This window comes from Tundrisphaera macrotermitis, from assembly GCF_051175315.1.
Taxonomy (GTDB): Bacteria; Planctomycetota; Planctomycetia; order Isosphaerales; family Isosphaeraceae; genus Tundrisphaera.
This window is the reverse complement of the sequence record NZ_CP195100.1, coordinates 6,005,232-6,019,068: the sequence shown is the minus strand read 5'-3', so window position 1 is coordinate 6,019,068 and position 13,837 is coordinate 6,005,232. Positions and strand designations below refer to the sequence as shown.

Annotated in this window: 16 protein-coding genes and 1 pseudogene; 2 read left to right on the top strand and 15 right to left on the bottom strand. The window is 69.5% G+C overall.

Features of this window, described 5'->3' with window-relative positions; all coding sequences use genetic code 11:
* Window positions 1-221 precede the first annotated feature (221 nt).
* Window positions 222-1,310 carry a linear amide C-N hydrolase gene (locus TA3x_RS24265; RefSeq protein WP_435017255.1) on the top strand — a complete coding sequence of 363 codons (1,089 nt, stop codon included), beginning with the start codon at window positions 222-224 and terminating at the stop codon, window positions 1,308-1,310.
* On the opposite strand, the gene TA3x_RS24260 is transcribed toward TA3x_RS24265, so the two are convergent.
* The 15 genes and pseudogenes from TA3x_RS24260 to TA3x_RS24190 form a co-directional block, all read right to left on the bottom strand.
* The gene (locus TA3x_RS24260; protein WP_435017254.1) at window positions 1,291-2,418 is read right to left on the bottom strand and encodes an ABC transporter ATP-binding protein; all 1,128 of its coding nucleotides are present in this window, start codon (window positions 2,416-2,418) and stop codon (window positions 1,291-1,293) included. The two genes, TA3x_RS24265 and TA3x_RS24260, sit on opposite strands and share 20 nt — an antisense overlap.
* A 36-nt stretch (window positions 2,419-2,454) precedes the next feature.
* On the bottom strand, window positions 2,455-3,783 hold the full coding sequence (locus TA3x_RS24255; protein ID WP_435017253.1) for a hypothetical protein: 1,329 nt from the start codon (window positions 3,781-3,783) through the stop codon (window positions 2,455-2,457).
* A gap of 175 nt (window positions 3,784-3,958) precedes the next feature.
* Window positions 3,959-4,879, bottom strand: a pseudogene (locus TA3x_RS24250) (malate dehydrogenase); the annotation flags it as partial.
* A gap of 48 nt (window positions 4,880-4,927) precedes the next feature.
* Window positions 4,928-5,836, bottom strand: coding sequence for a class II aldolase/adducin family protein (locus TA3x_RS24245; RefSeq protein ID WP_435017252.1), 909 nt, complete (start codon window positions 5,834-5,836; stop codon window positions 4,928-4,930).
* Between the two features lie 56 nt (window positions 5,837-5,892).
* The gene (locus tag TA3x_RS24240; protein ID WP_435017251.1) at window positions 5,893-6,171 is read right to left on the bottom strand and encodes a EutN/CcmL family microcompartment protein; all 279 of its coding nucleotides are present in this window, start codon (window positions 6,169-6,171) and stop codon (window positions 5,893-5,895) included.
* Entirely contained in the window at window positions 6,168-6,908 is a 741-nt protein-coding gene (locus TA3x_RS24235) for a hypothetical protein (protein WP_435017250.1), read from the bottom strand. The genes TA3x_RS24240 and TA3x_RS24235 overlap by 4 nt, the downstream gene beginning before the upstream one ends.
* Window positions 6,905-7,159, bottom strand: a complete 255-nt coding sequence (locus TA3x_RS24230; protein ID WP_435017249.1) for a EutN/CcmL family microcompartment protein — start codon at window positions 7,157-7,159, stop codon at window positions 6,905-6,907. The genes TA3x_RS24235 and TA3x_RS24230 overlap by 4 nt, the downstream gene beginning before the upstream one ends.
* Before the next feature lie 28 nt (window positions 7,160-7,187).
* The gene (locus tag TA3x_RS24225; protein ID WP_435017248.1) at window positions 7,188-8,621 is read right to left on the bottom strand and encodes an aldehyde dehydrogenase; all 1,434 of its coding nucleotides are present in this window, start codon (window positions 8,619-8,621) and stop codon (window positions 7,188-7,190) included.
* Between the two features lie 61 nt (window positions 8,622-8,682).
* The gene (locus TA3x_RS24220) at window positions 8,683-9,003 is read right to left on the bottom strand and encodes a EutN/CcmL family microcompartment protein (protein WP_435017247.1); all 321 of its coding nucleotides are present in this window, start codon (window positions 9,001-9,003) and stop codon (window positions 8,683-8,685) included.
* 30 nt (window positions 9,004-9,033) lie between these two features.
* Window positions 9,034-10,236 carry an acetate/propionate family kinase gene (locus TA3x_RS24215; protein ID WP_435017246.1) on the bottom strand — a complete coding sequence of 401 codons (1,203 nt, stop codon included), beginning with the start codon at window positions 10,234-10,236 and terminating at the stop codon, window positions 9,034-9,036.
* Window positions 10,236-10,514, bottom strand: coding sequence for a BMC domain-containing protein (locus tag TA3x_RS24210; RefSeq protein WP_435017245.1), 279 nt, complete (start codon window positions 10,512-10,514; stop codon window positions 10,236-10,238). Before TA3x_RS24210 ends, TA3x_RS24215 begins: the two co-directional genes overlap by 1 nt.
* 31 nt (window positions 10,515-10,545) lie before the next feature.
* Window positions 10,546-10,851 carry a BMC domain-containing protein gene (locus TA3x_RS24205; RefSeq protein ID WP_435017244.1) on the bottom strand — a complete coding sequence of 102 codons (306 nt, stop codon included), beginning with the start codon at window positions 10,849-10,851 and terminating at the stop codon, window positions 10,546-10,548.
* 3 nt (window positions 10,852-10,854) lie between these two features.
* Window positions 10,855-11,187 carry a BMC domain-containing protein gene (locus TA3x_RS24200; RefSeq protein ID WP_435017243.1) on the bottom strand — a complete coding sequence of 111 codons (333 nt, stop codon included), beginning with the start codon at window positions 11,185-11,187 and terminating at the stop codon, window positions 10,855-10,857.
* Window positions 11,188-11,257: 70 nt separating this feature from the next.
* The gene (pduL, locus tag TA3x_RS24195) at window positions 11,258-11,944 is read right to left on the bottom strand and encodes a phosphate propanoyltransferase (RefSeq protein ID WP_435017242.1); all 687 of its coding nucleotides are present in this window, start codon (window positions 11,942-11,944) and stop codon (window positions 11,258-11,260) included.
* Window positions 11,941-12,777 carry a DeoR/GlpR family DNA-binding transcription regulator gene (locus tag TA3x_RS24190; protein ID WP_435017241.1) on the bottom strand — a complete coding sequence of 279 codons (837 nt, stop codon included), beginning with the start codon at window positions 12,775-12,777 and terminating at the stop codon, window positions 11,941-11,943. The genes pduL and TA3x_RS24190 overlap by 4 nt, the downstream gene beginning before the upstream one ends.
* Window positions 12,778-12,936: 159 nt before the next feature.
* On the opposite strand from TA3x_RS24190, the gene mutM reads away from it, so the two are divergent.
* Window positions 12,937-13,800, top strand: a complete 864-nt coding sequence (mutM, locus tag TA3x_RS24185) for a DNA-formamidopyrimidine glycosylase (RefSeq protein WP_435017240.1) — start codon at window positions 12,937-12,939, stop codon at window positions 13,798-13,800.
* Window positions 13,801-13,837 lie beyond the last annotated feature (37 nt).

The window sequence follows — 13,837 nt, the reverse complement described above, 5'->3', positions numbered from 1 at the left end:
GCTGCGGCATCTGCCACGCCGACAAGCTGCCCAGGTGACAAGAGACCAGGCAGGAGCGATCCGCGGCGATGAAGTTCCGCGAACAGGTCGAGTCGCAGGGACCCGACGAGCGGCGGGACTGATCGAGATAACGGTGCGGGCCGTGCGACTTCCGCCCGGCCCCGTCCTATGGTGGGGGGGGACGTGACTCGATCCGACCCCTCCTCCCAGGCAGATCCCCGATGTCCACCCGACGCTTCCCCTGGTTCCTGGCCATCCCGGCCGCCTTGCTCGCGATCGTCCCGGCCTCGGCCTGCACCGGCATCCGGCTCAAGGCCGGGGATGGGTCGGTGATCTCGGCCCGGACGATGGAGTTCGCGCCGGACCTCCGGTCGGAAATCATCGTGGTGCCCCGAGGGCGGGCCTACGTGGGATCGGGCCCGGGCGGCAAGGCGGGCCTGTCGTGGGCGGGGACGTATGGCTTCGCCGGGATGAACGCCTTCGGCCTGCCGACCGTGGTGGATGGGCTCAACGAGAAGGGCCTGGCCGTGGGGATCTTCTACTTCCCGGGATATGCCACGTATCAGGCGGTGGGCGAGGGGGAAATCCCCCGGTCGCTGGCGCCCCATGAACTCGGCGGCTACCTGCTGGGGACCTCGGCCACCGTCGCGGAGGCGATCGCGAAGGCCCGCGAGGTGGTGGTCGGGGAGATCCCGCTGGGGAAAGACGGGCCGGTCTTGCCGGTCCACTATGCCGTGCATGATGCTTCGGGAAGGTCGGCGGTCCTGGAGTTCGTCGACGGGAAGCTGGTCGTCCATGACAACCCGCTTGGGGTGACGACGAACTCGCCGACGTTCGACTGGCACGTCACCAACCTGCGGAATTACGTCAACCTCTCGGTCAACAGCGTACCCCCGGTCGAACTGGCCGGGCTGCGGCTGGCCCCGTTGGGGCAGGGGGCGGGACTGTTCGGCATCCCGGGCGACTTCACCCCGCCTTCGCGATTCGTCCGCGCCGTGGCGTTCACCCAGACGGCGACCCCGACGGCGACGGCCCGCGACGCCGTCGATCAGGCGTTCCACATCCTGAACCACTTCGACATCCCCCGGGGCTCGGTGCGCGAGACCGGGAAGGGGCCCGAGTCCTTCGAGGTGACGCAGTGGACGGCGGTGGCCGACCTGGCCAACCTTCGCTATCACTTCCATACCGAGGCCAATCGCAAGGTCCGGATGGTCGACCTCCGGCGGCTGGACCTCGACGCGAAGGAGATCCGGACGATCCCGACCGCCGAGGGCGAGTCGTTCGAGGACATCAGCCGGCAGGCGGGGTGAGCCCGAGCCGCCGGCCGGTCTCCGGGTCGTAGACGCAGGCCCTCTGCCACTGGATGACCAGGTGGACCGGATCCCCGACCCGGATCGGCGAATGGGCGTGGATCCAGGCGGCGACGCGGTGGGATCCCACGACGATGGTGGCCAGGGTCTCCGGGCCGGTCGGTTCGAGCCGGACGACCGTGCCATGGGGGGGCGTCTCCCCGCGGGCCGGCAGCGGCCGGAAATGCTCGGCGCGGAGCCCGAAGTCGACACGAGGGGATCCGAAGGCGAACATCGGGTCGAGCCAGGGGGCCCAACCGTGGAGACGGAACGGCGCGAGGTGGTCCGCATCGAGGATCCGGACCATCAACCCGTCCCCCTCGCGGGCGACCAGACCGGGCACCAGGTTCATCGGCGGGTGGCCGATGAAGCGGGCGACGAAGCGGCTCGCGGGATTGTCGTAGACCTCCTGCGGGGTGCCCACCTGGACGAGTCGGCCGTGGTCGAGCACCGCGAGGCGATCCGCCAGGGCCATCGCCTCGGACTGGTCGTGCGTGACCATCACCATCGTCGATCCCAACCGGCTCCGGAGGTCGGCCAGCTCGGCGCGGGTCGAGGCACGCAGCGGGGCGTCGAGCCCGGTGAACGGCTCGTCGAGCAGGAAGGCGTCGGGGCGGAGGGCCATCGCCCGCCCCAGGGCCACCCGCTGCCGTTGGCCGCCGGAGAGGGTCGCGACCGCTCGATCGAGGACTTTTCCCAGCCCCAGGGTGTCGGCCACGGCCCGGACCTCGGCGTCGATCTCGGCCCCGGCCTTCTTGCGGGCGCGGAGGCCGAAGGCGAGGTTGTCGAAGACGTTGAGGTGGGGGTACAGGACCTGCCCCTGGAAGATCATCGCCACGCCGCGATCGCGGGGCGCAAGGCCGTCGATCCGCCGGCCGCCCAGGGAGATCGATCCGGCGTCCAGGGCCTCCAGGCCGGCGGTCAGGCGGAGCAGGGTGCTCTTGCCCGACCCCGACGGGCCGACGATCACGAACAGCTCGCCCGACTCGATCGCCAGGTCGACGCCATCGACGGCGACGACCCCGCCGGGAAACGTCTTGCGGACCCCATCGAGAACGAGCCGGGCCATCGGATGATCCCCCGATCGGCCCGGCTCGCGCGATCGTCAGCGGCCCAGGCCGAGCCGATTGCGATGATAGGCCAGCCTCTGCCCCACGTCCATCTTCGCAAAGTCGGGCAGGCCGTCCGCGTGGGTCGGGTAGCCGTTGGATGAGGTCGTGGGCCTGGCCTTAGGCGGCGTGGTGAGCGCGGCCAGCACCACCTCGGGCGAGGGGGCACCGTGGCAGCCGCAGCCGGCGGGCTTGGCGGCGGCCGGAGCCGGCTTGGGTGCGCCATTGCATCCGCAGGAGGCGTGGGCCGCCTCGGCCGGGGCGGCGCGTTCGGGGACGACGACCTTCGACTTGGTCCCGCCATAGCTCATGGCGGCGTCCTGGGTCTTGAGGTCATCTTCGAGCGACCGGTGGGGCCGGACGCCGAGCTTCTGGAGGACGGCGTGGTACGCCTTGACCGCCTCGACCGGCCCGATCACCCCGTCCACGATCAGGCGGAGGAACTGGACGAAGGCGAGCTGGTTCTCGGCGTTGTTGATCTTCCGCCCGTAGAGGGCCACCTTGGCGCCGTATTTCTGGGCGTCGGCCAGCATCTGGAAGGCGTCGCGGGTGGTGCCCGCCGACCCGCCCAGGATGCCGACGACGAGGTGCGGGTCGTAGCGGACCAGCTCCTCCATCGCCTTCGGGCCGTGGTAGACGATCTTGAGGAAGGTCGGCCGGCCCGCCGGGGCGACGCCCGCCAGCATCCGGGCGATCATGTCGTTGAGGTAGTGCGGCAGGATCGCCGGATCCACGGCCCCCGGGACGTTGGGGTCGAAGACTTCCAGGAAGTAGCGGAACTTCTTCCGCTCGGCCTCCTCGCGGAACTCGTGGAACCGGAGCAGGGTGTCGCGGTCCCGGGCGAGGTCGTTGTTGAAGGTCACGCTATAGAGGCCGAGGTCGGCCCCCAGGGCTCGTTCCTCGGGCGAGCAGTCCAGGTGGCCGCACTGGATGTGGTCCAGGCTGGCCGACCGGAACGGCTGGGCGGCCACGCTGGCGTAGCTCGACCCCCGGGCGATGTGGACGTCGGTGGTGTCGTTGGCCCGGGCGGCGGGGGTGATGTGCGACCCCTCGAACAGACGCTCGCGGATCGTCAGGGCGTGGTTGGTGCTGGCCGACATCAGCATGATGTCGACCAGCCCCTGCCGGACGATGGCACGGATCTGGTCGCGGTATTCTTCCAGGGTCTTGAACCGGGTCTCGCCCGCGTGCATCTCGGGCGACAGCCCCGGCGCCCCGATGCCGAACGCCATGTCGGCGTCCTTGGCATCGGCCAGGATGAATTCGCGGCACCCCGACGGGTCGGCGTGGATCGCTTCGAGCTTGCGGTCGAGCGTCTTAACCACGTCCGGATCCCCCCTGTCCCGAGATCGTGACCCGGGGACGGCCGCCATTATTGATCCCACCGCCCGAGCCCATCGTCACCCGCACGCCCGAGCCGGTGGCGTTGCCGGCCGGCTTGCTCGCGGCCGGTGCCGTCGGCCGGGCCACGGCGCCCTTGGCGGCGTTGGGGTTGGCCTTCAGCACGGTGTCGATCGTGTCGCGGAGCACCTGCCCGGACTTCTGGAGGGCCGACACTTCCTTGCCCCACAGCTCGATTTCGAGCTGCCTCTCCGCCCCCTTGCGGCCGACCACCGTGGGGACCGAGATGCAGACGTCCCGCATCCCGTAGACGCCATCGACGAGCGAGCCCACCGGCAGGATCCGCTTGCTGTCCAGGGCGATCGCGTGGATCACCTCGCGGATCGACAGGCCGACGGCGAAGCCGGCCCCGCCCTTCATCTTGATGACCTCGGCGCCGCTGCCCTTGGTTTTGAGGAACAGGGCGTCGGCCGACTGCGGGTTCCAGCCCGGGAACTTGTCCAGGGGCAGCCCCGCCGCCTGCGCCGCCGACCAGATCGGCACCATGCTGTCGCCGTGTTCGCCCAGGATGGTGGCCGTGACCTGGGTGGCAGGCAGCTTGAGCGAGTCGGCGATCAAAGAGCGGAACCGGGCCGAGTCGAGCAGGGTGCCCAGGCCGATCACCTGCGATGCCGGCAGGCCGAGCTGCATCGTTGCCAGGTAGGTCAGGACGTCGACCGGGTTGGAGACGACCAGGACGATCGCGTCCTTCTTCGGGCCGGCCGCCTTGACGTTGGCCAGGATGTCGAGGAACAGAAGGACGTTGCGGTTGATGAGATCCAGGCGGCTCTCGTCCGGCTTGCGGCGGAGGCCGGCAGTGATGCAGATGACATCACTTTCCGGGATCGCCTCGTAGCCGACCGCCCGGATCCGCTGATCGCCGGCGATCGACGCCCCGTGGAGCAGGTCGAGCGCCTGCCCCTTGCAGAGGTCGCCGTTGACGTCGATCAGGTCGATGCCGCTGGCGATCGCGCCGCACTGCAAGGCGTACCCGGCGCACGAGCCCACCAGACCGCCGCCGCCGATGATGCTGACCTTCATGCTCGCCCTCCCCGGGCCGTCTCTTGCGTGTGGATGTAGGGATTCAGGTCAGTTCTTGCCGGCGGACTGCATGGCCCGCATCACCTGGTCGGTGATCGCCTGGACCAGCGACTCGCTCACGTCGCCCTGGCCATTGCCGGTCGGCTTCGAGGCCGGGGCGGAGGTCGGCGGCGAGGTCAGCGTCTCCTGGAGCTTGGCCGGGATGAAGGCGCGGGGCTCGGGCTTGAAGTCGGTGTACCCCTCGCGGAACAGGCTGTTGCCGCAGAGGTCGCAGTTCTCCAGCCCCTTCTCCAGCCGGACATCGCGGATGCCCAGGTTGGGCTTGATCTTGATCAGCTCGGCGGCCTTGGCGTCGTCGTAGTATTCGACCCGGCCGAGCTGCTTGGTGAGGATCAGGATCCGGCAGTAGGCGTCGATGATCTCGGTTTTGAAGTAGGCATCGGTGAGGTCCGAGCCCACGGTGATCGTGCCGTGGTTGGCCAGCAGGATCACGTCGGTGTCGCGGACGTAGGGGATCACCGTGTCGGCGAACGCCTGGGTGCCGGGGGTCTCATAGGGGGCGATCGCCACCTCGCCGAGGAAGACCTCGAACTCGGGCATCGTGCACTTGGGGATCGGCTCGTGGGCCACGGCGAAGGCGGTGGCGTGGGGCGGGTGGCAGTGGACGCACGACTTGACGTCGGGCCGTTCCTTCATGATCGTCAGGTGGAGCAGGATCTCGCTGGAGCGCTTCCGCTTGCCGGAGACCTGCTTGCCGTCCATGTCGACGATGCAGAGGTCGTCGGGCTTCATGAACCCCTTGGAGACGCGGGTCGGGGTGCAGAGGACGCGGTCGTCGCTGAGGCGGTAGCTGATGTTGCCGTCGTTGGCGGCGGCGAAGCCCTTGTTGTAGACCCGCCGGCCGATCTCGCACATCTCTTCCCGAAGCTTCCACTCGCTCATCAAGTCGCCGGCCATGTCGGTCATCCCCGTGAAATGGGTTCGTTTCGTCCGCGTGTGTGTTTCGTCTTGGCTCAGAGGTAGAGTCGGTCGATCAGGCAGGCGCAGTAGGCGTCCACCGGCTTCTTGTCCTTGCCGAAGGGGTTGGCCGCCTCGGCTCCCTCGCTCAGCCCGATCAGGGAGCCGCGTCCGGCCCCGAGTTCGTCGTAGGCGATGACTTCCTCGCCCCGGTTCGGCGAGTCCTCGACCAGCGCCTCGCGGGGCATGGGCAGGGCGACGACCCAGCGCGACCCCCGGAGGCTGGGATGGACCCGGCTCAGCGTGACCCGGCCGACGACCTCGGCGATCCTCATCGCGTCCCCCCCGTCCCGATCTCGGGCCCATCGTCGTCCCAGCCGTCGGGCAGGGCGGGGGCCCCGCCGCGGCGGAACCGCTCCCCCAGGTGTTTCAGGAGATAGATCGACGTGCCGGCCGGCTCGACCACCAGCAAATTGGCCCCGAGGTGGCGAATCGCCCGGGCCACGGCGTCGACCTCGGCCACGCTCGCCGCCCGGATCCCCTCGACCCGGTTCGCCCGCCAGCAGGCCACCGACGCCTCGTCGGCCACCACCAGCACGCCCCGACCCTCGCCATCCACGACCCAGTGCGCCGCCTCGGTGGCGTCGGCCCCGACCTCCGACCAGGCATCGCCTTCGAGCAGGGACCGACGCAGTGACTCGGCCTGGCCCGACCGCGACTCGATCGCGAAGCCCCACTCGCCCACCGCCCGAGCCCGGGCCGCCGCGGCGTCCTTGCCCGACACGATGCGGAGTACCAGACCCTGCCGTTTCAGCCAGTCGCGGGCCAGGGGGGTGACCACCGTGCCGGGGGCCACGCGGATCTCGCGGGCCGACCCGTTCGCCAGCGTCTCGGCATGGCGGAGCGACAGGAGCCGATCCGCGAAGACGAACCCGTCCGCCTTCCCGTTCGTGCCGGCGGCGTGGTGGCCGTTGCGCGACGGGGCCGGGCGGGACGACGCCTTGCGTCCGCCGAGGAAGTCGCCCAGAACGGCCAAAACGGCCGCGTTCACCTCCGGCCAGCTCGGATTCATCCGTCGGGGAGCCCCATCACGGTCCAGCGACCGGGCGTGGTCCGCCCGATCTGTTCCTGCAAGATCCGCCCGTCGGTGGTCAGCAGCACCACGTCGCCCCGGCTCGCGCCCAGGCGGTCGAAGGCCAGCACCGGCTCGCCCTCGGGGCGGCCGTTGGTCCCTTCGATCTGGACGACGAGCAGCTTCTCCCCATGGAAGGTGGGGTGCTTCACCGTCGTCGTCGCCGTCCCCAGCACGCGGCCGAGTTGCATCGCGGTACGCCTCCCGTCTCGGGACCGATCAGATGAACCGCATGCCGCCTGCGATCGTCGTCCGACGCTGGCGGGTGAAGGTCAACGGCGTGGTCACGCCCTCGCCGGTCGGGCCGGCGATCGAGAACGACAGGACGCCCTCGCCGCCGAGGCCCAGGCCGGCGGTGCTGGGGCCGTTGACCACGAAGATGGTGCAGTCCATGATCTTGCCCATCTTCTGCATGACCGACGTGTCGCGGGAGTGGAGGACGGCGGTGTGGCCGTAGCCGTGCTCGCTCTCCTTGGCCATCGAGATGGCCCGGTCGACGTCGGGCACCCGGACGAACGGGATGAACGGCATCATCTGCTCGTGCTGGACGAACGGGTGGTCGGCCCCGGTCTCGCCGAAGACGATCTCGGTCCCCTTCGGCACGTCGACCCCGGCGTGCTTCGCCAGCACGGCGGCGTCGGCCCCGACGAGGTCCTTGTTGACGTGGAGATGGTTGTCATCCCCCTTGGTGAATGCCTTGGCGGTCAGGGCGTCGATCTGGCCCGGGGTGAGGCGATAGCCGCCGTGGCGGCCGACCGAGTCCATCAGCTTGTCGAAGATCCCGGCGACGGCGAACACCTGCTTCTCGCCGATGCAGAGCAGGTTGTTGTCGAACGCGGCACCCGTGATGATGCACTTGGCGGCATGATCGGGGCAGGCCGTCGCATCGACGACCACCGGCGGGTTGCCCGGGCCGGCGACCACGGCGCGACGCTTGCTGGCCAGCGCGGCGCGGGCCACGGCGGGGCCGCCCGTGACGACCAAAAGCTTCACGCCCCGGTGGTCGAACAGGGCGGCGGCCGATTCCAGGGTCGGCGTCTCGATGATCGTGAGCAAGTCCTCGATGCCGATCGCCTTGTGGATCGCCCGGTTGAACCGGCGGACCCCCTCGGCGGCGACCTTGGCCCCGGACGGGTGGGCGTTGTAGACCACCGTGTTGCCGCTGGACAGCATGCTGATGGCGTTGCCCGCCAGCGTGGGCAGGCTGTGCGTGACCGGGGTGATCGCCCCGATGACTCCGAACGGGGCGTAGTCGGTGAGGGTCAGGCCGTCGTCGCCCGACCAGTTGTCCGAGCGGAGGTACTCGACGCCCGGGGCCCGGGGGATCGCGTCGCGGAGCTTGGCGATCTTGTGGTCGAGCCGGCCGATCTTGGTCTCGTCCATCTCCATCTTGCCGAGCTCTTCGCACTGCTCGACGCAGATGGTCCGGATTGCCGCGACGGCCGCCTTGCGGTCGGCGAAGGGGCGGGTCCGGTACTTCTGGAAGGCGGCCTCGGCGGCCTGCACGGCGGCGTCGGCGGTCGGGTAGACCCCGTCCTTGCCGGACGGCCGGGGCGAGCCGTTGCCGTTGGAGCCGGGGGCGCCGCCGCCGGTGCCCATCTGGGTCAGCACCTGCTGGATGACATTGCGGATCAGGTCTTCGGTCATGTCCATGGCGGGCACCGTGGCAAGGAGGTAGGGCCGGTGTTCGGTTCGGGGATTGAGCCGTCGCGGTTTATTCGCCGCCGTCGCGGGCCGAGAAGATCGTCTTGCCGCCGACGTCCATGGTGTCGACCAGGCCGATCACCACGGCGTCGATCGGGAGCTTCTCGGTCTCGGGGGTGAGCCGGGCGCTCGACCCCTGGCAGATCAGGACCATCTCGTCGAGCCCGGCGCCGAGGGCGTCGACCACCACGAAGGTCCGGCCGGTCGGGACCAGGCGCGAGCGATCCTTCTCGTCGATCCGGTAGGGCTCGACGGTCAGGAGCTTGTGCCCGGTCATCGACGCCACCTTCTGGGTGGCCACCAGGCTTCCGGTCACGCGGGCGACGAACATCGGGCGGTCACTCCCCGAAACGAGATGAGGTCAGGCGTTCTGCCCGGACGAGAGCAGGTCGCGGACGTGGCGGGCGACCACGATTTCCTCGTTGGTCGGCACCGTCCAGACCTCGACCCGCGAGTCGGGCGTGGAGACGATCCGCTCGTCGGGCCCCGAGGCGTTGGCGGCCGGGTCGAGCTTGATGCCGAACCAGCCCAGGTCGCGGCAGATCCCCTCGCGGACGAGCGACGAGTTCTCGCCGATCCCGCCGGTGAAGGCGATCGCGTCGGCCCCGCCCAGCTCGACCAGGTAGGCCCCCAAGTAGTGCCGGGCCGAGGAGATGTAGACGTCCAGGGCCTGCTTCGCACGGTCGTTGCCGGCCGCGGCGGCGGCCTCGATGTCGCGGAGGTCGTTGCCGACCCCGCCCATCCCCTGGAAGCCCGACTGGTTGGCCAGGGTGTCCAGGACGCGTTCGAGGGTCAGGCCGGTGGCCCTCATGATCGCCGGGAGGGCGAACACGTCGAGGTCGCCGACGCGGTTGTTCTGGGGCAGGCCCGACTGGGGGCTCATCCCCATGCTGGTCGCCACCGACTTGCCGTCGCGGATCGCGCAGATCGAGGAGCTTCCGCCGAGGTGGCAGGAGATGACCTTGAGGCCGTCCCGGCCGACCAGCTCGACCATCCGACGCGAGATGTAGGTATGGCTGTTGCCGTGGAACCCCCACCGGCGGATGCCGAGCCGGTTGGTCCAGTCGTCGGGGATGGCGTAGCGGCGATTGCCGTCGGGGATCGTCTGGTGGAACCCGGTCTCGAACGCGGCGACCAGCGGGATGGTGGGGAATCGCTCCCCGAGCATCCGCATGGCGGCGGTGTAGGGCGGGTTGTGGGCCGGGGCGACGTCCGCGAAGGCGTCCATCGCGTCCAGCACCGCCGGGGTCACGAGCTGGACGCCCGAGACGTCCTTGGCGAGCACGGCCTTGAAGCCGATCGCCGCGACTTCCGAGGTGTCCGCCAGGACGCCGGCCGACGGGTCGACGAGCTGGTCCAGGCAGATCTGGACCGCGTCGCCGTGGTCCTTGATCGGCCGGACCTGCTCGGACTTTCCGCGGCCCGACTGGGTCGAGACCTTGGCGTTGTCCGATCCGATCCGCTCGATGGCCCCCCGGGCCAGGAGGTTTTCCCCGGCCTCGGAGAGGTCATACAGGCGGTACTTGAAGCTCGTGCTGCCGAGGTTGGCAACCAGGATCTTCATCAACGGCCCCCGCCGAAAGCGGCCAGGACCTGCGAGCCGGGCCTCGGGATGACGTGGGCCGCCTTCAATTCGCCGGCGCGGGCGGCCGCCTCGGCCCCCGCCTCGACGGCGGCGCGGACGCTGCTGACGTCGCCGCGGATCATCACGCTGACGATCCCGCCGTCGAGCTTGATGATGGTGCTGGCCAGGTCGACGTTCGCCGCCTTGAGCATGGCGTCGATGGCGTGGATCAGGCAGACCAGCCCCTGCGTTTCCACCAATCCGAGCGCTTCATTCATGGGAGTTCACCGATCCTTTTGAACCGGGCGATCAGCCCACGAAGGTGCGGATGACGGCCTCGTCGGGCCGGGGGATGACGTGGGCGCTGACCAGTTCGCCGACCCGGCTGGCCGACTCGGCCCCGGCCTCGACGGCGGCGCGGACGCTGCCGACGTCGCCCCGGACCATGGTCGTGATGAACGCGGCGCCGATGCCGACCCGGCCGACCAGGCTGACGTTGGCCGCCTTGAGCATGGCGTCGGTCGCCTCGATCATGCCCACCAGGCCCTTGGTCTCGATCAGGCCGAGGGCGTCGCCGTTGAGCGAGCCGTTGCCGCGATGCGGGGTGATCGCCATGGGTCAGGCTCCATTTCCGGTGGTGATCTTGGCGGCGGGGGCGGGGGCGGCCTTGGTGAAGCTCAGGACGGCCGACAGGTCTTCGTGGGGGCGGGGGATGACCTGGACGCTCACGACCTCGCCGATCCGGCTGGCGGCGGCGGCACCGGCATCGACGGCCGCCTTGACCGCCGCGACGTCGCCCGAGACGAACGCCGTGACCAGGCCGGAGCCGATCTTGTCCCAGCCGACGAGTTCGACGTTGGCCGCCTTCAGCATGGCGTCGCTGGCCTCGACCAGGGCGACGAAACCCTTGCACTCGATCATGCCCAATGCTTCAACGCTGGAACTGGCCATCTCGGCCCCCTTGGTACGGACGGTTCGGACAGTGGTGAATCGGCGGACGGAACGATCGGCGAGCCCTCGGTCACGGCCTGAACATCGTCACCTTGGTGGCGCGGGTCAGGTCGCAGGCGTTGGCCTCGTCGGTATCGATGTGGACTTCGAGCTTCCAGTCGGGGTGGGTCCGGACCAGCAGCCCTTCCAGCGTCGCCCCGCACGGGCCCTCGACGCGGAGGTTGAGCCGGTCCTTCTCCTTCACCCCGTAGTATTCGGCATCCTTGGGGCCCATGTGGACGTGCCGCTCGGCCCGGATCACGCCCTTGGGCAGGACGATGCTCCCCTTGGGGCCGATCAGCAGGCAGCCGGGCGAACCCTCGATGTCGCCGGACATCCGCACGGGGGGCTCGATCCCCAGGCTGATCGCGTCGGTGAAGGCCAGCTCGACCTGGCTGTACGACCGGGCCGGGCCGAGGATCCGCACGCCGGGGATCATCCGCTGCCGGGGGCCGACCACCGCCACCGTCTCGTTGGCGGCGAAGTCGGTCGCCTGGTAGAGCCGCTTCAACTCCGTGAGCTTGTAGCCCGGCCCGAACAACGCCTCGACGTCCTCCTGCCGGAGGTGGCAGTGCCGGGCGGAGATGTTGACGACCAGGTTGGGCGTGTAGCCCGACCGGGCCGGGCCGTTGGAGCCGTTACCCGAGGACTGGGCGAGGATCGAGCGGACCAGCTGTTCGATCTGGTCGCGGTCGGGGGATGCGGCGGTCGCGCTCATGACGAGGACCTCGGGCCAGGGAAGCGGGCGGGGATCAGGGGGGCGGCGGCCTCGCCATCGCCCGCGTCGGCGATCGGGGCGGCGAGGTGGACCCGGACCCCGGCGGATTCGAGCATCTGGCGGTGGACTTCGGCCACGCCGGCGTCGACCACGAGGTCGGCCACCGCGTCGAGCCCGCACAGCCAGGCGAGGGATAGCCGGCCGAACTTGGATCGGTCGGCGACGATCATGGTCTCCTGCCCGCAGGCCATCATCTGCTTCTCGGTCTCGACCAGCAGGAGGTTGGCGTTGAAGATCCCCTCGGCCATGATCCCGCCCGCCCCCAGGATCGCCTTGCGGACCCGGATGCCCTGCATCGATGCGATGGCCAGCGGCCCCAGGGCGACCCCGGTCCGGGGATAGACGTAGCCGCCCAGCAGGATCAGATCGGTTTCCTTGTTGGTCGCGGCGAGCTGGGCGATGGGCAGGCTGTTGGTCACGATCTGGACGGGCCTCCCCTGGAGGGCTCGGGCGACTTCGAGCGTGGTGGTCCCGCCGTCCAGCAGCACGGTGTCCCCATCATCGATGAGGGACGCCGCAGCCCGGCCGATGGCCCGTTTCTCCGCCGTGGCGGAGGTGCAGCGTTCGTCGAAGGAAAGGATGGAGCGCGTCTCGTCGGCCAGCATGGCACCGCCGTGGGTCCGCCTGATCGAACCGGAAAGCTCCAGGGCTTCCAGGTCCCGGCGGACCGTGCTCTCGGAGACCGCCAATTCCTTGACCAGCTCATCCAGGGAGGCGAAGCCCTGGCGGGCGATGCGGTCGAGGAGGTGACGACGACGAGTTTCAGCGAGCATAAGACCTTTCGTGACGGCTTCTGCCTCGCGACCCACCAGGATCTTCCAACACCATTCACAACCTGTCAAGAAGTTGGCGACTTTCCGTCAACTTTGTGGCATCCCGACCCCTTCGTCTACAATCGGCCTCATCATCGAGGAATCACGAGAGGTCGAACCATGCCCGAACTGCCCGAGGTCGAGACGATGGTGCGGGGACTTCGGCCGGCCCTGGAAGGCCGATCGATCGCCCACGCCCGGGTCCACGACGCGCATCTGCTTCAAGGGGCGACGGCGGAGGAGTTCGAACGCCGGGTGGGCGGGTCCACGGTGCATCGCATCGGCCGGCGTGGCAAATGGGTCGTCATCGAGCTGGGCGGTGACCGGGGGATTATCGTCATCCAGCCCCGGATGACGGGAGGATTTTGGCTCCTGGATCCGCCCCGACCCGAACACATCCGCGTGTCGTTCGGCGTGGAGAAGGGCGTCACGTCCATCTGGTTCTGCGACGCGCGCCGCCTGGGCAAGGTGGCCTGGTTCCCGGACGAGTCCGCGGCCGAATCCGCGTTCGCCCGTTCCCACGGCCCCGACGCCCTGGAGATCACCCGCGACGACCTCGCCGTGCGGCTGGCCCGCACCTCTCGTGGGATCAAGCCGACCCTGATGGATCAGAAGGTCCTGGCCGGGATCGGCAACATCTACGCCGACGAGACCCTGTTCCATTCCCGGATCCACCCCGAGCGCCCGGCATCCGGTTTGAAGCCTGCCGAGATCACCCGCTTGCACGAGGCGATCGGCATCATCCTCCACAAGGCGATCGAGGCCGAGGGGTCGAGCTTCGACGCCGGCTACCGCACCGTGCTGGGCCTGGAGGGGGGATTCCTGGCGATCAACGCCATGTATGGGCGGGGGGGCCAACCCTGCCCGGGCTGCGAAGGCCCGATCCTCAAGACCAAAATCGCCGGGCTGATTGGCCGGCCGACCCACTATTGTCCGACCTGTCAAAGCATCGCCCCGAAGCGGGCGAGGCGGCCGAAGGGTTGATCGGCCCCGGCCCGAGCCGTCTCGTCTGGCCGGATCG